The organism is Coprobacillus cateniformis, assembly GCF_009767585.1.
Lineage (GTDB): Bacteria > Bacillota_I > Bacilli_A > Erysipelotrichales > Coprobacillaceae > Coprobacillus > Coprobacillus cateniformis.
Genome location: NZ_WSNW01000001.1, coordinates 876858 through 897054 on the forward strand (window position 1 = coordinate 876858; position 20197 = coordinate 897054).

33 protein-coding genes are annotated in these 20197 nt (G+C 31.3%); all 33 read right to left on the minus strand.

Going from position 1 to position 20197, the window contains the following annotated elements; genetic code table 11:
- Positions 1-362: 362 nt before the first annotated feature.
- Entirely contained in the window at positions 363-683 is a 321-nt protein-coding gene (locus GQF29_RS04435) for a type IV toxin-antitoxin system AbiEi family antitoxin domain-containing protein (protein ID WP_008790775.1), read from the minus strand.
- A 372-nt stretch (positions 684-1055) separates the two neighbouring features.
- Positions 1056-1367 (minus strand): hypothetical protein, encoded by a 312-nt coding sequence (locus GQF29_RS04440; protein WP_008790776.1) that lies wholly within the window; start codon positions 1365-1367, stop codon positions 1056-1058.
- 36 nt (positions 1368-1403) lie between these two features.
- Complete coding sequence (locus tag GQF29_RS04445; RefSeq protein WP_008790777.1) at positions 1404-1601, minus strand: MerR family transcriptional regulator; 198 nt, start codon at positions 1599-1601, stop codon at positions 1404-1406.
- 264 nt (positions 1602-1865) lie between these two features.
- Positions 1866-2390, minus strand: a complete 525-nt coding sequence (locus tag GQF29_RS04450; RefSeq protein WP_008790778.1) for a GNAT family N-acetyltransferase — start codon at positions 2388-2390, stop codon at positions 1866-1868.
- A 228-nt stretch (positions 2391-2618) separates the two neighbouring features.
- Positions 2619-2924, minus strand: coding sequence for a hypothetical protein (locus GQF29_RS18565; protein ID WP_236916389.1), 306 nt, complete (start codon positions 2922-2924; stop codon positions 2619-2621).
- A gap of 175 nt (positions 2925-3099) precedes the next feature.
- Positions 3100-3366 carry a hypothetical protein gene (locus GQF29_RS18570; RefSeq protein ID WP_017144106.1) on the minus strand — a complete coding sequence of 89 codons (267 nt, stop codon included), beginning with the start codon at positions 3364-3366 and terminating at the stop codon, positions 3100-3102.
- Between the two features lie 426 nt (positions 3367-3792).
- Complete coding sequence (gene rpsI, locus GQF29_RS04465) at positions 3793-4185, minus strand: 30S ribosomal protein S9 (protein WP_008790781.1); 393 nt, start codon at positions 4183-4185, stop codon at positions 3793-3795.
- A 16-nt stretch (positions 4186-4201) separates the two neighbouring features.
- Complete coding sequence (gene rplM / locus GQF29_RS04470; RefSeq protein ID WP_008790782.1) at positions 4202-4639, minus strand: 50S ribosomal protein L13; 438 nt, start codon at positions 4637-4639, stop codon at positions 4202-4204.
- A 105-nt stretch (positions 4640-4744) separates the two neighbouring features.
- Entirely contained in the window at positions 4745-5878 is a 1134-nt protein-coding gene (locus GQF29_RS04475) for a hypothetical protein (protein WP_008790783.1), read from the minus strand.
- Positions 5871-6347 carry an RNA polymerase sigma factor gene (locus GQF29_RS04480; protein ID WP_008790784.1) on the minus strand — a complete coding sequence of 159 codons (477 nt, stop codon included), beginning with the start codon at positions 6345-6347 and terminating at the stop codon, positions 5871-5873. Before GQF29_RS04480 ends, GQF29_RS04475 begins: the two co-directional genes overlap by 8 nt.
- 79 nt (positions 6348-6426) lie before the next feature.
- Complete coding sequence (locus tag GQF29_RS04485; protein ID WP_008790785.1) at positions 6427-7335, minus strand: histidinol-phosphatase; 909 nt, start codon at positions 7333-7335, stop codon at positions 6427-6429.
- Positions 7322-8056, minus strand: a complete 735-nt coding sequence (gene truA / locus GQF29_RS04490; protein WP_008790786.1) for a tRNA pseudouridine(38-40) synthase TruA — start codon at positions 8054-8056, stop codon at positions 7322-7324. The genes GQF29_RS04485 and truA overlap by 14 nt, the downstream gene beginning before the upstream one ends.
- A complete protein-coding gene (locus GQF29_RS04495) occupies positions 8053-8853 on the minus strand; it encodes an energy-coupling factor transporter transmembrane component T family protein (RefSeq protein WP_008790787.1) in 801 nt (266 codons plus the stop codon). Before GQF29_RS04495 ends, truA begins: the two co-directional genes overlap by 4 nt.
- Positions 8846-9697, minus strand: coding sequence for an energy-coupling factor transporter ATPase (locus tag GQF29_RS04500; protein ID WP_008790788.1), 852 nt, complete (start codon positions 9695-9697; stop codon positions 8846-8848). The genes GQF29_RS04495 and GQF29_RS04500 overlap by 8 nt, the downstream gene beginning before the upstream one ends.
- Positions 9673-10503 carry an energy-coupling factor transporter ATPase gene (locus GQF29_RS04505; protein WP_008790789.1) on the minus strand — a complete coding sequence of 277 codons (831 nt, stop codon included), beginning with the start codon at positions 10501-10503 and terminating at the stop codon, positions 9673-9675. The genes GQF29_RS04500 and GQF29_RS04505 overlap by 25 nt, the downstream gene beginning before the upstream one ends.
- Before the next feature lie 100 nt (positions 10504-10603).
- A complete protein-coding gene (locus GQF29_RS04510) occupies positions 10604-11476 on the minus strand; it encodes a MurR/RpiR family transcriptional regulator (RefSeq protein ID WP_160340741.1) in 873 nt (290 codons plus the stop codon).
- Between the two features lie 83 nt (positions 11477-11559).
- Positions 11560-11934: a hypothetical protein gene (locus GQF29_RS04515; RefSeq protein WP_008790791.1), complete on the minus strand. Its 375-nt coding sequence runs from the start codon at positions 11932-11934 to the stop codon at positions 11560-11562.
- A gap of 172 nt (positions 11935-12106) precedes the next feature.
- Positions 12107-12469 carry a 50S ribosomal protein L17 gene (gene rplQ / locus GQF29_RS04520; protein ID WP_008790792.1) on the minus strand — a complete coding sequence of 121 codons (363 nt, stop codon included), beginning with the start codon at positions 12467-12469 and terminating at the stop codon, positions 12107-12109.
- A 32-nt stretch (positions 12470-12501) separates the two neighbouring features.
- Positions 12502-13446 carry a DNA-directed RNA polymerase subunit alpha gene (locus GQF29_RS04525; protein ID WP_008790793.1) on the minus strand — a complete coding sequence of 315 codons (945 nt, stop codon included), beginning with the start codon at positions 13444-13446 and terminating at the stop codon, positions 12502-12504.
- A 41-nt stretch (positions 13447-13487) separates the two neighbouring features.
- On the minus strand, positions 13488-13883 hold the full coding sequence (rpsK, locus tag GQF29_RS04530; protein WP_008790794.1) for a 30S ribosomal protein S11: 396 nt from the start codon (positions 13881-13883) through the stop codon (positions 13488-13490).
- Between the two features lie 14 nt (positions 13884-13897).
- Positions 13898-14263, minus strand: a complete 366-nt coding sequence (rpsM, locus tag GQF29_RS04535; protein WP_008790795.1) for a 30S ribosomal protein S13 — start codon at positions 14261-14263, stop codon at positions 13898-13900.
- A gap of 16 nt (positions 14264-14279) precedes the next feature.
- Entirely contained in the window at positions 14280-14393 is a 114-nt protein-coding gene (rpmJ, locus tag GQF29_RS04540; RefSeq protein WP_017144105.1) for a 50S ribosomal protein L36, read from the minus strand.
- Positions 14394-14423: 30 nt separating this feature from the next.
- Positions 14424-14645 (minus strand): translation initiation factor IF-1, encoded by a 222-nt coding sequence (gene infA / locus GQF29_RS04545; protein WP_008790796.1) that lies wholly within the window; start codon positions 14643-14645, stop codon positions 14424-14426.
- A 17-nt stretch (positions 14646-14662) separates the two neighbouring features.
- The gene (map, locus tag GQF29_RS04550) at positions 14663-15409 is read right to left on the minus strand and encodes a type I methionyl aminopeptidase (RefSeq protein WP_008790797.1); all 747 of its coding nucleotides are present in this window, start codon (positions 15407-15409) and stop codon (positions 14663-14665) included.
- On the minus strand, positions 15409-16056 hold the full coding sequence (locus GQF29_RS04555; protein ID WP_008790798.1) for an adenylate kinase: 648 nt from the start codon (positions 16054-16056) through the stop codon (positions 15409-15411). Before GQF29_RS04555 ends, map begins: the two co-directional genes overlap by 1 nt.
- A 22-nt stretch (positions 16057-16078) precedes the next feature.
- Positions 16079-17380, minus strand: coding sequence for a preprotein translocase subunit SecY (gene secY, locus GQF29_RS04560; protein WP_008790799.1), 1302 nt, complete (start codon positions 17378-17380; stop codon positions 16079-16081).
- 1 nt (position 17381) lies between these two features.
- Positions 17382-17822: a 50S ribosomal protein L15 gene (rplO, locus tag GQF29_RS04565; RefSeq protein WP_008790800.1), complete on the minus strand. Its 441-nt coding sequence runs from the start codon at positions 17820-17822 to the stop codon at positions 17382-17384.
- Positions 17823-17836: 14 nt separating this feature from the next.
- Entirely contained in the window at positions 17837-18028 is a 192-nt protein-coding gene (gene rpmD, locus GQF29_RS04570; protein ID WP_008790801.1) for a 50S ribosomal protein L30, read from the minus strand.
- A gap of 14 nt (positions 18029-18042) precedes the next feature.
- The gene (rpsE, locus tag GQF29_RS04575) at positions 18043-18609 is read right to left on the minus strand and encodes a 30S ribosomal protein S5 (RefSeq protein WP_008790802.1); all 567 of its coding nucleotides are present in this window, start codon (positions 18607-18609) and stop codon (positions 18043-18045) included.
- Between the two features lie 14 nt (positions 18610-18623).
- Positions 18624-18980, minus strand: a complete 357-nt coding sequence (gene rplR, locus GQF29_RS04580; RefSeq protein WP_008790803.1) for a 50S ribosomal protein L18 — start codon at positions 18978-18980, stop codon at positions 18624-18626.
- Between the two features lie 29 nt (positions 18981-19009).
- The gene (gene rplF / locus GQF29_RS04585) at positions 19010-19555 is read right to left on the minus strand and encodes a 50S ribosomal protein L6 (protein ID WP_008790804.1); all 546 of its coding nucleotides are present in this window, start codon (positions 19553-19555) and stop codon (positions 19010-19012) included.
- A gap of 29 nt (positions 19556-19584) precedes the next feature.
- Entirely contained in the window at positions 19585-19977 is a 393-nt protein-coding gene (rpsH, locus tag GQF29_RS04590; protein WP_008790805.1) for a 30S ribosomal protein S8, read from the minus strand.
- 33 nt (positions 19978-20010) lie between these two features.
- Positions 20011-20196, minus strand: coding sequence for a type Z 30S ribosomal protein S14 (locus GQF29_RS04595; protein ID WP_008790806.1), 186 nt, complete (start codon positions 20194-20196; stop codon positions 20011-20013).
- Position 20197: the final 1 nt, after the last annotated feature.

Below are 20197 nucleotides of genomic sequence, written 5' to 3' on the forward strand. Positions count from 1 at the left end.
ATATTATATAGGGTTCCCTAAAGGAAGAGTCAATATTTATATTCAAAATAAGCAAATCTTGAGAGCATATTCGCTTTATTGCTATTACTGCTGTCTCTATCATAATAATCCCGCTAGATACAGTTTAATTTTTCTATAAACTTTAAAGATTTCTGCATATTGCATAAGTTTAGAAATATTCTTATATTTTTTAAAATATTCCTTAAATGCTACTTGTTTATCTTGGAATTAATACTTATCCTGAAAATATCACAAATTGTTCTTTCTAGATCATAACAACGAACAATATGTCCATTAGGGTTAGTTACTTCTATGATACCAATTTGATATCTATCCTTAATAGAAGTGTATTCTTTAATTCCCTATTTTGTTAAATGATTAACTTTATATCCATATGGTAGTGTCACTAAATAATATAATGGTTCTCTATCTGACATATCCAACAAATAACTTGGTGATTCATGGAAAAAAACAGCTTTAGAATATTTATATGATAAAACATAAAAATAATCTATCCATAAATCAGTATATATATACAATCCTCTAGTAATCCTTTTATAGTTATTCTTTTTTAAGAATTCTAAACAGTATTGTTTAGAAACACCTAAATCAATTATATCTTTTAGCATAATAATTCCTTCATTATCATTTGAATATCTCACCATGATTTCACTCTCATTCATTTTATCACCTTACTTTCATACTATATATTATAATTAAACGTAGTTTAAAGCTAAATATGATGATATTATTCATAGAAAGAAAATAAACAATGTTAGTAAAGAATTGAAATTCTTTAAAAAATTATTTCTTATTTGTCGTTTGTAATTACAAAAAGAAAACTAGATTTTTTCAATATATACATTATTTCATCATACCAATGACTATAATACTTCTTTCTATCCGATTAACGATATGTTCAAATTGAACACCAAACAATCTCCTATAAAAACATCATATATTATATACTAAAAGTTACGCCAAAATTCTGCGTAAAAATATGAAATTTGTTACCTATTTGTTAAACTATGTGTGTCTACCACCATCACACACACTCATGAAAGCAACAAAAAACCCCATAAATGGGGCTTTCGTGAGTGTACATAGTTGTACGTAAGTGTAGAAAACAGGTGTTTTCTATCTGCTTTATAAAGTAATGGAATATATTTATCTAATTCTGTATATTGACCTGTAAAACGAATAGATGCAACCTGTATTTCATTTAGTGTAACAGTATCAATTTGATAATGATTTAGAGATGTTTTCTTCTGATTCACTGATAAATTCGTATTTATTCTTTCAATCAATTCTTTTTCTTTTGAAATATTTGTTTCTATAAGTTTTATTTTTTCATTGCGTACACACATAAGATCATCATGATTCTGAATATGTTCAACAACATCTTAGATTTCCATTATTGAGAAATCTAACGATCTTAAGGACTTTATCAATTGTGACTTTTTAAGATCTTCCTCATTATAATAACGATATTGATTATCTTCATTTCTAAATGTGGGTTGGAGAATGTTTTCTTGATCATAATAACGTAATGCTTTTACTGTTAATCCAGAAATTTTAGAAAACTGGCTAATTCTATACATATTTACCTCCTCTGCTCACAGTATAAACTATCCTCCACACAGTAAGGTCAAGTAGATTATAACTTTTTTGATATCTTTAAATATTATCTAATAGATATCAAAACCTATTTTGTGAGTTTTATATCATAGAAATAATCTTTTTATGTAAACATAAACTTTTAATAGCAATTCAATAAACTCGTACAAGCCTGTAAACTTGCTTATATCATATGCCAAAAATAATAAGTCTTTTCATAAATAGAGTAGATGCTCAAAATTGAACATCTACACATCACCTCTTTTTAGATATGCTGTTTTTGTAACTGTCATATGACATCTAGCCCATTTTTCATCTTGAAAAGAAAAGGCATCTTTTAGAATAGAGTTTTCAATAAAACCTAATTTTTGATAACATTTTTTAGCTCCATAATTTATATCAAAAACATTTAATGACACTGAAAGTACCCCAGTTTTTTCAAAAGCATAGTTCAATGCCAATGCTAACATTTGAGTTCCATAACCTCTTCCACGTATCTCATTATTTAACATAATAAATTTAAGAAATCCTGTCTTCTCAGCAACATCAACAATATATATAAAGAAGCCAATTGGAATATCACTTTCATCAGTTACAGTATAAGCACATTGTCCTGATGCTTTTTGAAAAGTAAGTAATAAATGATTTAGGTTCTCCTCTGTTATTGGATATGGTATCCGATTTGCACACCATAAAGCATGAATTCTTTCATTATTTATCCATGACGATAGATGCTTATAATCTTTTTGATTGATGTAATTTCTTATGTTCATGGCACATTCTCCCTCTCATAATATGCTTTTATTATAACATTATCTTTTATTCATTTATAGGAAATGAATAACTAATCAAAAAAAATTACTTTCTATTCCACAATGATTAAATGAAAGAGATTCCTTACATTGTTTATACTCATATAATTTTATGTCCACTTCGCCCAATAAACTTTCTTCAACATTACGAAGCATTATACCATTTTCCGGTGCATCCAATATAAATGTTTATCCTGTTCTCATTTTGATTTCAATTCTATACTGTCGTTGTTCAATAACCAAATAATAAACATCTCCTATTCTTTCTACTGTGTTAAGAACTGCACCATAATAAAAAACAAACTGATATTGCTTATCATCAATAACCAAAACCATAATAATTCCTGTAAATTGGAAAAGCTTCAATGGAATTGTTGCACATGACAGAAATAGAATTGCTTCTTTTTGTAAACAGCAGTTTGATTGTAACCATATATCTTTTTGGAAAAGGGTTGCTCCAATCCTTTTCTTGATAAATGAAACCTTGAATATCATAAATTTGATTTTGATATTTTAGATAATCATGTGTTTGACTTTCTAAATTAATAATTGCATGATTACATTGCATATTTTTAAGATATGCAAATGGTCCCATGATTGTAGGTGCATATCGAGTTCTTTCAATATGCAAAGGCATGTTTAATTCTAAATCGATAATTGTTGATAATCTTTAATCATCAATATAAATATAATGTTTTTTAAATATTGAATCCTTTATAGATATAGCAAAAGGTTCTTCCTGATATACAAAATCTTTTATATCATAACTGACTTTTTCCATTGATTGACATAATGTATAAAAAACTTCCCACTTGTCTTGTGTTTTAGCTATTCCAATAATAACAGCAACTGAGACCTGATCATCAACAATACGAAAATACCAACCATCAAAGGCTGACATTTTCGTGTTGTTGATGTAATTGTAATTCTTGTTCATATGAAATCATAATATCACCCCAATAATGATATGTATCATCGCTAGTTATTATTCCTAAAGATTTCATTTGAAATAAAGACTTTTATATAAGCTTCTTTTACTCTATTTTCTAACATTCCTTCCAATTGAATTGGTTTATAACAATATTTAATTATCTATATTCTATTTTATCCTTTAACACATCTTTATTCTTGCAACACTATCTAACATAAATATCCCTCTTATGAATATTTTTAATGATTCTACACTTTTTATCTTCTAATTTATTTATCATATTGTGTTTTTAAATAAAACATAGTTATTGTCTAATCAGGATCAGCACAGTACATATATATTCACCAAACTCACACAAACAGCAAAAAACCCCATAAACATGGGGTTTCGTGAGTGTACATAGTTGTACGTAAGCGTTGAAAACTGAGTTTTCTATCTCTTACTAAATTGTGGTGCTCTACGAGCTGCTTTAAGTCCATATTTCTTTCTTTCTTTAACACGTGAATCACGAGTTAATAATCCAGCTGCTTTTAATACTGGTCTATAATCAGAACCAGCTTCTAATAAAGCTCTAGAAATACCATGACGGATTGCACCAGCTTGACCAGTGTATCCTCCACCATAAACATTAACAGACACATCAAACTTACCAGTTGTTCCAGTTAATTCAAGTGGTTGGTTGACGATCATTAATAATACATCAGATGGTAAATAATCTTTTGCTTCTCTACCATTGATAACGATTTTTCCTGCACCCGGTGTTAAAATAACACGTGCTACTGAAGACTTTCTACGTCCAGTTCCTCTGTATTGTACATTAGCCATTTATCTCTCGTCCTCCTTATCCCTTGATTTTCATTTCTACTGGTTTTTGTGCTGCGTGTGGATGTTCACTACCAGTGTATACAAATAATTTCATCCCTTGTTTTCTTCCAAGTGTGTTATGAGGTAACATACCTTTAACAGCTGCTTCTACAAATCCTGTAGGGTCTGCTTCTTGGAATTGGCGAGCAGTTTTCACTTTTAAACCACCTAACCAACCTGAATGATGATAGTATTTTACTGAATCTAATTTTTTACCTGTCATCACTACTTTTTCTGCATTAACGATAATTACATAATCACCAGTATCTACATGTGGTGTAAATGTTGGTTTATGTTTTCCTCTTAATACAGTTGCTACTTCTGATGCTAAGCGACCTAAAGTTAAACCTTCAGCATCAACTACATACCATTTACGTTCAATTGTGGCTTCTTTAGCCATAGTTGTTTGTCTCATTTTTAATCCTCCTGTAGTTTCCGGGGCTACAAACGTTAAAATAAGGCACTTTCTATTATAGCAATATCGTTGATTTTGTCAATATAAATTTGAATATGTCTTCTATCATTTATAAGATATTTCATTTAATGATATAATATAGTAATCTTGTGTATTTGTAATAATCAAGTAGTTATCTTCTGTAATAAAACATTCTATATATTCTTCTGTTCCTAAATAATCTAATTCTTTAACTTTATTTTCATTAAAATCTACTATAACAATTTTTTTATTGTCAAAAGAACTAAATACAATATATCTATTCTTAAATACAGCATAGTCATATGTTTTAAAATTAATATCAATTGTTTGTTTTCTATTTTGATAAATATCGTTAATTATTGTTTTGTTTTCATCAAACTCCAATGTAAAAGTTGATGCTGATGGATAGATACATTCAACATTTAAATTTGTTGATTTTAATGTCGTTAAATCAATAATACAAGTCTTGTTATTATTATTAAATGTAATCAATTTTTTATCATCTAAAAAACTAAATTCATTGCTATGTGCATAAGCAGGCAAATCTTTTAATGCTCTTTCTTGATGTGTTTTGGTATTATAAACAGTCCAATACTTATCTGTCTTATTAATTAATATATATGTTGTTTCTGGTGATATAGCAAAATTTACTGAATCATTATCTTTAGTTAATTTTTTAACATCCTGGTTTTTTAAATTCAATGAACATAAATTGGTATCTGATGAACCAAAATACATAATATCTCCATTGAGATACATAAGTGAATAGACAATATAACCTTTCTCATTAAATGTTAAAATTTGATTCTGATAACGAACATAGTCAAATGAATAATTTTGATTTTGATATACTCCTTCCATATGTTTGATTTCCTGTTCAATATATTTTCCATTTTGTAAAACAAAGATATTATCTATGACTTGTTCATTGTTACTTTCATGATAATAATACAAGAATGAATTTATAAATGTACATTGTTTGTCTATTTTATAAATTGGTTCAACTGATTTTATTTGAAACTGCTGATAAATCCATGAACGAAATTCTTCATTATACGCATAAATTACAGTAAAAGATGAAAAACACAATATCATAATAAGTCCTGTTATAACTAATTTATTCATATAAAAAACTTTCTTTTTATGTGGCTGACTTAGCATCTCATGTTTCCAATCATTAGGTGTTTGAATATAATCAAATTCTTTAAATTTATTCATAAAAATCACCAACCTTTTTTCTTAATAGTTCTCTCCCTCTTTTTAAATATGACTTAATTGTATTTTGATTCATCTGTAATATTTCACTTATTTCTTGAATATGATATCCCTCATAATAATATAAATATAAAATATTTCTATATTTCTTTGGAAGTTTTAAAACTTCAGGAAGTAATGTCAATTCTTGTTTGTTGTCAATCATAATGATTTTATCTATATCTATAGTCAATCTATAAAACACTCTTCTATAATTCCGACACTCATTAATACAAACTCTTATAAGCCATGCTTTAAGATGTTCTTCACTACAAAATTCAATATCTTTCTCAAATAACTTCATAAAAACATTTTGATAACAATCTTTTGCATCATCACTATTACGTAAGTTAACAATGCATATTCTTGTAATCATATCACTATATGTTTCAAGAACATCTTCAAAACTCATTCCCAATATTATCTTTTGCATCGCCATTCCCTCCCCTCATTATCAATACAATTGAGTATAATAAAAAGTTGCAAAAAAAGAAAGATTTTTTATCTTTCTTTTATCTTATATCATATTCAGATTGAAATTTCTTAAAATCTCCTTGTAAAAAATCAAAATGATCAATTAAATGTAACCGATGATCTTGTGCAAACTTTATCATTTGATTGTACATAGCATCATTAAAATCGGATGGATCATGTGCATCAAATCCTATGATAACATCATTTCCAACTTCGCTTGCTATATCCCAAAAATGAGCATTTGGATATAAAAATAATTGTTCACCATTAATATTTTTAAGTCCCCTACGCATTCCACCGGCATTAATTTCTAATGGAATGTTTAAATCCTTTGCCTTCTGGCAAATTCGTCTTGAGACAGTCTGTACATCTAAATCGAACTGATTATATCCTATTAAGAATAAATCTGGGTGCGCTAAATAACTAAATAAGTTTGTTTCAAGAGCCTTTTCAACATCATTACAATAGAGATAAATATCTTTCTTTGTCATTTTCTCTTTACCAAAATAATCATTAGAAATACAATGTTTATGAAAATGATGCCCTAATATCAAATAATCAACCTTATGTTCATATAATAGTTTTTGATAATAATCAAAATAAACAGAGAGTCCTTCTGCTTCAAATCCTTTATAAATTTTTATTTTATCTTCATATGACTTTTGATATTGTGATAAAAGTTCTAAATGTGTTTCCATATCTCTATATGGCATTCTCATATTAGGACCATCTTTTATAATAGCTTTTAATAAACTCAATAAACTTCTCACTCCTCTTACTGAAGGTAAGGAGCGAATTAAATGCTTTCGATAATGAGGAAAAGGAACATGACAGCACATTCCCAATTCTTCTATTCCCATATCTATAGCAGCCTGAATCATATCTTCCTCATTACCATTTGCATGGCCACAACGATATGTATGTGTATGATAATTAGTCTTCTTCATAATATACCTCTTGTAAATATAATCCCTGTGGTTTAGCTTTAAATAAACATTTCTTAGTTCCACAACTTTCTAACATTTCTGACAATATTTCCTTGGAAATGCGTTTTGCACCTACTTGAATAATTCCTCCAACAAGATGTCTGACCATATATCTTCTAAAACCATTGCCAATGAGACGGAATGTTATTATTCCATCTTCCTCTACAATATCAAAAGTATATAGTGTTCGAATAGTATTTCCATACTGGTCATAACTACAAAAAGATGCAAAATTATGTTCACCTATAAATATTTGGGATGCTTCTCTCATGAGTTCTATATCAAGTTGTCTTCCATATTGGAAAACATAATTTGTATCAAATGGATTATATTCTTTTGTACTTAATAAATAACGATACTCTTTTTTTATTGCACTATAACGTGAATGGAACTCATCATCTGTATAAGATGCATCTAATATATATATATCATTTGGCATAAAGTGATTAATTGCTCTTTTCCATTGTTGTGGTGGTAAGTCTTTTTTTGTATCAAAATGAAAAACTTGATGGACTGCATGTACCTTGGCATCGGTTCTTCCAGAAGCATGAATAATAACTTCTTCCTCATTTATCTTTTTCAATGCTTTCTGTATTTCTCCCTGTACAGTTCTTTCTTTATCCTGAACTTGAAAGCCATGGAATCGGCTTCCATCATAACTGACAACACATTTTACTCTCATAAAACAATACTCATAGTAATTAAAACTGTACACATAGCTAAAACACTTAATAACGAAACTGTATCAGCCAATTGCCAATGAAGCTGTTTATATCTTGTACGTTTTGCTTCTGGATTATAATTACGACTTTCCATTGCGTTTGCTAAATCTTCTGCTCTTTGAAATGCAGATATAAAAAGTGGAATGATGAGGGAAACAATAGACATAATTTTATCTTTTAAACGCCCTTCTGAGAATTCAACACCGCGACTTGCTTGTGCTTTCATAATCCTTTGTGTTTCTTCCAAGAGAGTTGGAATAAAACGTAAAGCAATAGAAATCATCATTGCAACTTCATGAGTAGGAAATCCTACTTTCTTAAATGGAGATAAAAGATGCTCTATTCCTAATGTTAGATCTAATGGCTTTGTGGTCGCTGTCAAAACTGTTGTCATAATGATAATGAGAATAAGACGTATAAATATATATGCTGTTTGTAACAGAGCTTGGTCATAAATTTTAATGAAACCAAACGAAAACAATAGATTTCCTCTTTGAATAAATAAGAGATTAAAAAACATTAAGAAAAGCATCATAAATAACATTGGTTTAATTGCTTTTAATATCTGTGAGATTTTAATATGTGATAAAATAATCATGAATATAACAAAGAGACCTAAAATTCCATAACCTAAAAATCCTGCATCAAAGAAAACAGCAATTAACAAAAGTAATAATGATCCAATTTTCAAACGAGGATCTAAACGATGGATAAAACTATCAATTGGTAGATATCTACCAAACATCATATTATTCATTAATTTGCCCTCCTATTTCTTCAATTAATTGATTAATATCTTTAAGTGAAGGATCAATATGATAACCATTTGCATTTAATTCTAAAATAAATGATGTAATCATTGGCAAATCTATACTTAGTGATGTTAAATATTCCGTTTCTCTAAATAATTCATCTACAGTCACATGTTTCTCTACACGCCCTTTGTTCATGACCACAACATCGTCACAATATTCTAAGACTTGATTCATGTCATGAGAAACTAAAATAACTGTTTTTCCCTGTTGATTAATTTTTTGAAATAAATTGAGCATTTCTTTAGCTCCTTGAGGATCCAATCCAGCTGTTGGTTCATCTAGTATGAGAATATCTGGATTCATTGCTAAAATTCCGGCTATAGCGACTCTACGTTTTTGACCACCTGATAAATCAAAAGGTGACTTTTCTAAATATGATTCATCTAATCCAACCAATTCTAGTGTTTCTTTAGCAATTTCAATAGCCTCTTCTTCATTAACACCAAAATTCTTTGGTCCAAAGATAATATCCTTTAAGATTGTTTCTTCAAATAATTGATACTCAGGGAACTGGAAAACTAACCCAGCTTTTTTTCTTAAAGGTTTTAATGTTTCTGGTTTATCTGTTGCTGTAATCAAAATATCATCTACCTTTATTTCACCTGCCGTAGGTAATAATAATGCATTTATATGCTGTATAAGCGTAGACTTACCGCTTCCTGTATGTCCTATTAGAGCTGTCATACTACCTGTTTTGATATTCAAATCAATGCCTTTTAAGGCATGATAAGAGAATGGTGTATTTTCACTATATGTATGTTCTACTTCTTTGAATGTAATTGACATAATTCTTTCACCAACTTTTCTTTATCTATATAGTCATTCACTTGAATTCCTTTACTTTGAAGACCTTTTGATATTTTATATGCAAAAGGAATATCTAAAGATAGAGATTCAATTTGTTGTTGTTTCATTAATACATTTTCAGGTGTTCCAGTATCAATAATATGTCCATCTCCTAATAAAATGACATAGTCAGACATGGCTGCCTCTTCAATATCATGTGTAATTGACAAAATAGTCATATTTTTGTCTTTATTTAATTGGTGAACCAATGCGTTGATTTCTGTTTTTCCTTTAGGATCAAGCATACTTGTTGATTCATCTAGAATGATAATAGATGGGCTCATTGCTAAGATTCCTGCAATAGCCACACGCTGCTTTTGACCTCCGGAAAGCTTAGTTGGTTCATGGTCTAAAAATTCTAACATATTTACCTTCTTAGCATACTCATGTATGATATCATCCATAAGTGCTGGATCAACACATGTATTCTCTAACCCAAACGCAATATCATCTCTAACTGTAGCACCAATGAATTGATTATCTGGATTTTGAAATACAATTCCTATCTGATTTCTCACTTCACTTAAGGTTTCCTCTGTAAGAGTTATACCTCCAACAATAATATCACCACTCTTCTTTTCTAATAATCCCATTAAGAGCTTAGCAATAGTACTTTTGCCACTTCCATTGTGTCCCAATATAGTTGTATATGAACCTTTTTGAATTTCAAAAGATATATCTTCAATTGTTTTTGAACCTTCTTCATATTCAAAAGATAAATGCTTAATTTCTATTATTTTCTCCATGGTTTTTCCTCCAAGTATTACAATTTTATTATGATTATTAAATCTTGTCAACCAAATACATAAGAAAAGGGATTTTTCTAAAATCCCCAATATATCATACTTATTCTTCATCAATATATTCAAATCCAGAGATACGATCATCTATTTCTTTAGCAATATTAATCTTCTCATCTAGATTCTTCTTATAATTTAATGAGAAGATACATCCATACAAAATATCAAGCAAACACTTCACGGATGTTGAAGATGCAAAGTCACCAATTTTTGTATGTAACATTTCACGTGATGATATTCTTAAAGCAACATCAGCTAATCTTGAAAGTTCATTATCTGCAATACTTGTGATTGCAATCATTGGGGTTTTCTTTTCTTTAAGCATATGAGCGATCCTTAATACAAATTCTGTTTGACCTGAATATGAAATTAAAATTGCACAGTGCTTTTGATTACTCATGGCTGCTTGAACTTTAGCATCACCTGGCAAACTGCATATATGTGTGTGTTTATGAATAAAAAACATTTTCTCTGCAAAAAGCTGAGCTAATAGAACTTTTTCAGAAACTCCATAAATATCAATTTCCTCAGTATCTCTTAGCAATCTCATAGCTTTATACAAATGATCATGGTCAAGTAATGAAATAGTATCTTGGATAGTTTCAGTTTCAAGTGTTGATATATTGTGAGCAATTGTCATGAAATCATCACTCACAACAAAAGGTATACTTGCATCAACCTCTTGTGATGAATATAAATATTCTAACTCTTTCAAGTAATCTTCCTTAAAAGCATTCCATCCTGAGTATCCAAGTTTTTTTGCAATTCTTATTAACAATGGGGCAGATGTGTAGGTTTGTTGCGCTATATAACTTACTGACATGTCTCTTATCTTCTCACCCTGTTCAAGAATATATTTGACAATAACAGCTTCACTTGTTGAAAAATGTACTTTTTCAATTTTATGAGTAATTAACATGATATCACCCCTTTTGATTATTATACTCTTATTTTTGAAAGTGTAAATAAAAAGTCTTATGATAACTCATAAGACCTCTTGATTTAATGTTTCTTTTTAGAAAGTTGCTGTTCTTTTAAAGCATTTGTCATTTCACTTAAATGTTCTTTTTCTTTGTTCAACTCTTCATACATTTCTTCAGTGTTTAATTTTTTATGTGGCTCTGCAACTTTTTCTTCACCAAATGTTTGCTTTAATGAATCTTCTGCTTCAACTACCAATTTTTCTCTTAAAACCTCTAATGACTCATGTTTCTTTTCTTCTTCAACCTTCTTAGTTTCGATTTCTTTTTCTAATTCTTCTTTATCTAAAACGACATCATGACCTCTAAATGCCTCATCAGTCACTTCTTTGCCATCCTCAAAATGACTTTCATATGCCTCTTTAGCTTCATTAATAATTTGTTCTTGTGTTTTCATATATATCTCCTTCTTTCTTTTGACACTGTTATATTATTCTTATTTTCATAAAATGACCATACTTTTCTCACAAATAGAAATAACATTAACAAAATCAATTGAAAGTATTGGCTATTTTTGTTAAAAACGTTAACAAAAAAAGTGATGTATTATCATCACTTCAAATGTATTATTAGAATAAACCAATAATAGCCATTGGTGCATTATCACCTTTACGATTATATGTTTTTAAAACACGAGTGTATCCACTACTTTTTTCTGCAAATTGAGGTGCAACCTCATCAAATAATTTTTGAACTGCAGTTTTACCAGTTGCTGGATCTACAACATCTTGTAATATTTCAGCAGCTTGTCTTCTTGCATGTAAATCTCCACGTTTAGCTAAAGTGATTAATTCGTCAACGATTGAACGAACTTCTTTTGCTCTAGTTACTGTTGTTTCAATTTTTCCATACATGATAACATCTGTAGCTAAGTTACGTAACATTGCTTTTCTATGAGATGATACACGCCCTAATTTTCTATTTTGTGCCATAGATTAGTGCTCCTTCCAATATTTTCTTAGAATTAATCGATAGGTTTAAACCCTAATCCTAATTCCACTAATTTTTCTTTCACTTCTTTTAAAGATTTCTTACCTAAGTTTCTAACTTTAATCATATCGTCTTCACTCTTAGCAGCAAGTTCTTGAACTGTTTGAATACCAGCTCTCTTTAAGCAGTTATAAGAACGTACAGATAAATCTAACTCTTCAATTGTCATATCTAGTACTTTGTTACTTGTATCTTCTTCTGTTTCGCTCATAACTTCCATGTTCATAGCCATATCAGTTAATTCAACGAACATATTTAAGTGTTCCACTAAAATCTTAGCAGCTAATGCCAAAGCTTCATGTGGTTGAACTGATCCATCAGTTGTAATTTCTAAAGTCAATTGGTCATATTTTGCACTTTGACCAACACGTGTTGGTTCAGTTGCATATGCGACTTTTACGACTGGTGAATAGATTGAGTCAGTCGCAATTACACCGATAGTATTGATCAATTTCTTGTTTTGATCAGCACTCATGTATCCTCTATCTCTATGAGCATACATTTCCATATAGAAATGTGCTCCTTCAGCAACATGAGCGATTTCTAAGTCATTTGAAATCATTGTGACATTAGATGGACATTGAATATCAGCACCTGTTACAACAGCAGGTCCTTTCACATCAATAATCATTGTAACATCATCATCACCATCAATTGAAAATACCAACTTTTTGATATTTAAAATAATTGAAGTGACATCTTCTACTACACCATCTACTGCTGAAAATTCATGGATGGCTCCTTGAACTTTCACAGCATGTACTGCACAACCTGGAATAGATGATAATAATACTCTACGCAATGAGTTTCCTAAAGTTGTTCCAAAACCTCTTTCTAATGGTTCGATGACAAACTTACCATAGTTATCACTTTCATCATATTCAGCGACATTAAAATTTGCTTTTTCAAACTTTTGCATTATTTCCCTCCTCACTTAGAAATAAATACTTGTTTACTTCATTATCCACGAGGACGTTTTGGTGGACGACACCCGTTATGTGGAATTGGTGTTACATCATTAATTGCTGTAACTTCTAATCCAGCAGCTTGTAAAGCTCTTACAGCAGCTTCACGTCCTGGACCAGGACCTTTTACACATACTTCTACAGATTTCATACCATGATCCATAGATGCTTTAGCAGCAGCTTCAGCAGCCATTTGAGCTGCATATGGAGTTGACTTTCTTGAACCTTTAAATCCAAGAGCACCAGCACTAGACCAAGTCAAAACATTACCATGTTCATCAGTTACAGTAACAATAGTGTTATTGAAAGTTGAATGTACATGTGCGACACCTTTTGCTATATTCTTCTTAACGCGTCTTTTACCACGAGTATTTGTTTTTGCTTTTGCCATTTTCGTTCAACCTCCTATTTCTTCTTACCAGCAATTGGACGAGCTTTACCCTTACGAGTACGAGCATTAGTTTTTGTTTTTTGTCCACGAACTGGAAGTCCTTTACGATGACGAATTCCTCTATAGCTACCGATTTCCATTAAACGTTTAATGTTTAATGCAGTATCTCTACGAAGGTCTCCTTCAACTTTAAATTTTTCTACTTCTTTTCTAATTTTTCCTTCTTCTTCTTCAGTTAAATCTTTAACTCTTGTATCTTCACTGATTCCAGTAGCTTCACAGATTTTTTTAGCTGTAGTTGCTCCAATACCATAGATATAAGTTAAAGAAACTACCACACGTTTATCACGTGGGATATCAACACCTGCTATACGAGCCATGTTTTACTTCCTCCTATTAACCTTGTCTTTGTTTATGTTTAGGGTTTTCACAGATTACCATTACTTTACCCTTACGTTTAATTACTCTGCATTTGTCACAGATTGGTTTTACAGATGGTCTTACTTTCATCTTAATCTTTACCTCCTTTTGGAAGATTTCCTATTTATGTCTAAATGTAATTCGCCCACGTGTTAAATCATATGGAGAAATTTCTACGGTTACTTTATCCCCCGGTAAAATGCGAATGTAATTCATACGGATTTTACCAGAAACGTGAGCCAGGATAACCGCTCCATTTGCCAACTCTACTTGGAACATTGCATTTGGTAATGTTTCTAGCACAGTTGCTTCTACTTCAATAACGTCATCTTTTTTTGCCATTGATTATAAACTCCCTTTTAAAGTTTTGTCAAAATCTCATACCCATCACTTGTAATCACGATAGTATGTTCATAGTGAGCTGCAAGAGATCGATCTCTCGTGACAACAGTCCAATCATCATCTAAGACATCTGTTTCACATCTCCCTAAATGAGCCATTGGCTCAATTGCAAGAGCCATTCCCTCTTTTAATCTAGGTCCTCTGCCAGGTGCACCATAATTTGGAACAGCTGGATCTTCATGAACTTGGCTGCCAATTCCATGACCAGTATAATCACGTGGTGTTGAACACCCATGACTTTCTAGATATATTTGTACAGCATGAGATATATCTGATAAACGATTGCCAGGTTTGACTTGAGCAAGACCTGCATATAGCGATTCTTCTGTCACTTTCATCAAATGAGCAGCATCTTCACTAATCTGACCAACAGCATATGTCCAAGCACTATCGCCATGATAGCCTTTATAACATGCGCCTACATCTACTGAAATAATATCTCCTTCTCTTAACTTTGTATTATCTGGAATCCCATGAACAACAACTTCATTTATAGAAGTACATACTGCTCCCGGAAAACCATATAAATTAAGAAATGAAGGTGTGGCCCCAGCATCACGAATAATCTTTTCACAGAATACATTAATATCTTGAGTTGTAACTCCAGGCTTAATATAATCCTTCAAGTGATCATGAACAAGTGCTACAATACGACCAGCTTCTCTCATTAATTCAATTTCTCTTTGGTCCTTTGTTACAATCATTATTTACCCTCCAAGCTTTTTTCAATGCTTTTAAAGACGTCTTCCATAGGTTGGTCACCATTAATATTAATGATTGTCCCTTTCATTGTATAATAATCAATCAAAGGTTTTGTTTGTTTGTTATAAGTATCAAGTCTGATTGTGACAGCTTCTTCGCTCTCATCTTCTCTTTGATACAATTCTCCACCACATTTATCACATACACCTTCAACTTTAGGTGGATTGAACTCTACGTGGAATGTTGCCCCACACTCTTTACATGTTCTTCTTCCAGATAATCTTTTAACAAGTTTATCTTGAGGAATATCTAAATTAATAATTGCATCAATTGTAAAGTCGAATTCTTTTTCAATACTTTCAAGCTCTCTTGCTTGAACGATTGTTCTTGGGAAACCGTCTAAGATAAATCCATTTTCAAATGTATTCTCTTTCAAGTATTCCCTTACCATTTCAATTGTATAATCGTCTGGTACAAGGTGCCCAAATTGCATAAAATATTTTGCAATAACACCATATTTTGTTTGTTCACTTAATGCTTTTCTGAATAAGTCTCCAGTAGATATTTGTGTCAAACCAAACTTATTAACAAGTTTGTCAGCTTGAGTCCCTTTACCAGCACCAGGAGGCCCCATTAAAATAATGTTCATGTTCACACACTCCTTTATTATACTATTTTCTAATGTAACCATGATACTCTTTACGAGTAATCAATGTTTTAATTTGTTTTGTTGTTTCCAAAGCAACACCAGTAATGATAATTAATCCTGTTCCACCTAATGTCAATGCAGCATTAGATGTTTGTGACCAAATAACTGGAGTCATAATTGGGATAGCAGCAATAATCACTAAGAAAATTGATCCTACAACAGTAACTCTATTTAAAACTGTGCTAATGAACTTTTCAGTATCTAACCCAGTTCTTACACCAGGAATAGCACCACCATTCTTTTTTAAATCTTCACTAATTTTATGTGAATCAATTTGTAAATTAGAATAGAAGAATGCAAATAACACAATCATAACGAGATATAAGCAAAAACCTACTGGTTCTTGATAATTTAAAATTGAATCAATTGTTTTTGTAGTATTATTTTGAGCCATAAAACTGATAATTGTTCTTGGAGCAGCCAACACTGATGAAGCAAAGATAACTGGTAACACACCTGAACTATTAATTTTAATAGGCATATGTGTTGAGTCTTTTGTTCTCATTGTTGTATTAGAGTTTGTTGCATACATAATTGGTATTTTGCGAACAGCACCTTCATTGAAAACAACGAAGATAATAATTGCTAAATACACAATCACAAATAGCACATACCATAAGATACCAAGAACCATTGTCTGAGTTCCTTTATCAAAAGCAACTAAACTATTAAATGTAGAAATAAAGTTTGCTGGTAAGCTTGAAACAATTCCAGTAAAAATTAACAATGATGTACCATTTCCGATTCCCTTTTGAGTAATTTGATCACCAATCCACATTGCTAACATACTTCCTGCCATCATAACAACAATGACATAAGCGTAAGTCCAAACTGATGATGAATTCAAAATATTATACATATTATCATACGCATATGTTAATGAACCACCTTGAACAGCTGCTAAGATTAAAGTTACATAACGTGTAACTTTATCTTTTTTCTTCTTTCCAGTATTCCCCTCTTTTTGCCATTGCGCAAGAACAGGAATAACATCCATAGACAATAATTCAATAATAATAGATGCTGTAATATAAGGAGAAACTCCTAGTGAAAAGATTGAAAATCTTTCAAGCATCCCACCACCAAGCATGTTCATAATTCCCAAGATGCCAGTATTTGTAGCTCCAGCTGTTAATGCATCAGCATTAATAGAAGGAATTGTAATAGCAGCACCTAAACGGAATACAAACAACATACCTAATGTAAAGATAATTCTACGACGTAATTCACCTTTTTTAAAAACATTCTTAAAAAAGTTTAACATCTTAGATCACCTCAGTTTTTCCACCTGCAGCTTCAATAGCAGCAACAGCTGACTTAGAGAATTTGTGTGCTTTAACAGTTAAAGCAACTTTTAATTCACCGTTACCTAAAACTTTTAAACCATCCAATTCCTTTTTAATTAATCCACATTCCATTAATGCAGCAGTATCTACAACAGCTCCTGCTTCAAATTTATTTAAATCCTCAACGTTAACGATTGCATATTCAACTCTATTAAAGTTTGTGAAACCACGTTTTGGTAAACGCATGAATAATGGAGTTTGTCCACCTTCAAATCCAGGTTTCTTTCCACCACCAGCTCTTGCCTTTTGACCTTTTTGTCCTTTACCAGCAGTTTTACCAGTACCAGAACTTGTTCCACGACCAATACGCTTTCTTTCTTTACGCGCACCTTCTGTATATTGTAATTCGTGTAGCTTCATGTTTTTTACACCTCCTACTTACTTTCTTCGATTTTAACAAGGTGTCCTACAGTTTTAATCATACCTTGAATAAATTCATTGTTGACTTTTTCAACTGATTTGTTCATTTTTGTTAAACCTAACGCTTTAAGAGTATCCTTTTGATTCTTTTTTGCACCAATTGGACTTTTTACAAGCGTAATGATAACTTTTTCTTCTTTTGCCATTTCTTACGCTCCTCCTATCCGTAAATTTCTTCGATTTTTTTATCTCTCAATTCTGCAACTTGTTTAGCAGTTTTTAATGATGCTAATCCTTCCATAGTTGCACGAACCATGTTGATTGGAGTTCTAGATCCAAGTGATTTAGATAAGATATCTGAATATCCAGCTAATTCAACAACAGCACGAACTGGTCCACCAGCAATGATTCCAGTACCTTGAGATGCAGGTCTTAAGAATACATTTCCTGAACCAAACATACCATTCACTTCATGAGGAATAGTTCCATGAACCATAGGTACATTGATTACATTTCTCTTAGCTGCTTCAGATGCTTTTCTAATAGCATCAGGTACTTCGTTTGCTTTACCAGTTCCGAATCCAACACGTCCCTTTCTATCACCAATAACAACTAATGCTGCAAAGCGGAATTTACGTCCACCTTTTACAACTTTAGTAACACGGTTAATAGTAACAACACGTTCTTCGAATTCTTTTTCAACTTTAGGTCCGTTATTTCTTCTAGGACCGTTTTTTCTAGGTCCATTTCTTCTTGGCCCATTTTCTCTTGGTTTACGTTGTTCCATTCTTTAACCTCCTATTAGAATTTCAATCCAGCTTCTCTAGCAGCTTCAGCTAGTGCTTTCACACGACCATGATAGATGTATCCTCCACGATCGAATACTACATTTTCAATATTTTTTGCGATTGCTCTTTTAGCGATTTCTTTACCAACTTGAGTAGCAGCTTCTACATTTCCACCTTTTGCTAGTTTCATATCTACTGAAGATGCAGCAACTAAAGTTACTCCATTAACATCATCAATGATTTGTGCATGGATATGAGAGCTTGAACGGAATACATTTAAACGAGGACATTCAGGAGTTCCACTAATTTTGTTACGAACTCTTGCATGACGTTTAAGACGTAAATCGTTTCTTGACATAGTTTTAGCCATGATTAATAGCTCCTTCCTTTAAATATTAACTACTTCTTACCAGCAGTTTTACCTTCTTTTCTAATAATTCTTTCATCAACGTATTTGATACCTTTTCCTTTATAAGGTTCAGGTTTCTTAACAGCTCTAATTCTTGCAGCGATTTCTCCAACTCTTTCTTTAGAAATCCCAGAAACTTTAATAGTTGTTTGAGTAGGAGTTTCAATTTTAACTCCTTCTTCACCTTCGATTTCAACTTGATGAGAATATCCTACATTTAATACTAATTTATTTCCTTGCATAGCACCACGGTACCCAATACCAACGATTTCTAAATTCTTTTCGTATCCATTGTGTACACCTTCGATCATATTTGCAAGTAATGCTCTTGTTGTACCATGTAATTGTTTAACAGCTTTTTGTTCACTTGTTCTGCTTACTTTAATTTCAGTTCCATCCATCTCTACTTTGATTAATGGTGAAAACTGTCTGACTAAAGTCCCTTTTGAACCTGTTACTGTAATTGTGTTATCATTTGCAATTTCCACTTTTACACCTTCAGGTACATTGATAATTTTATTACCTACACGAGACATCAGTTACACCTCCTGTTTAATTTTTTTTATTACCAGATATATGCTAATACTTCTCCACCAACTTGTTTAGCTCTTGCTTCTTTATCAGTCATAAGCCCTTGAGAAGTTGATAATACAACGATTCCTAATCCATTTAATACTTTAGGGATTTCGTTTACTTTTGCATATTGACGTAAACCAGGTTTAGATACTCTCTTCAATCCTGTGATTACTCTTTCATTACCTTTGTATTTTAAAGTGATAACGATGTTTTTGATAACACCTTCGCCTTCAACTTTATATCCTTTAATAAATCCTTCGTTTTTCAAAATTTCAGCTAAGTCTGCTTTTAATTTTGATGCTGGAATAACAACTTCTGCATGACGTTGTTGATTAGCATTACGAATTCTTGTTAACATATCTGCGATTGGATCTGTAACCATTCACATGTCCTCCTTCCATTTGGGATTATTTGTTTACCAACTAGCTTTCTTTACTCCAGGAATTTCACCTTTATAAGCTAATTCTCTGAAACAAATACGGCATAATTTGAATTTTTTAATTACTGAATGTGGACGTCCACAACGTTCGCATCTTGTATACTCACGAACTTTGTATTTCTGAGGACGTTGTTGTTTAACTTTCATTGATGTTTTAGCCATT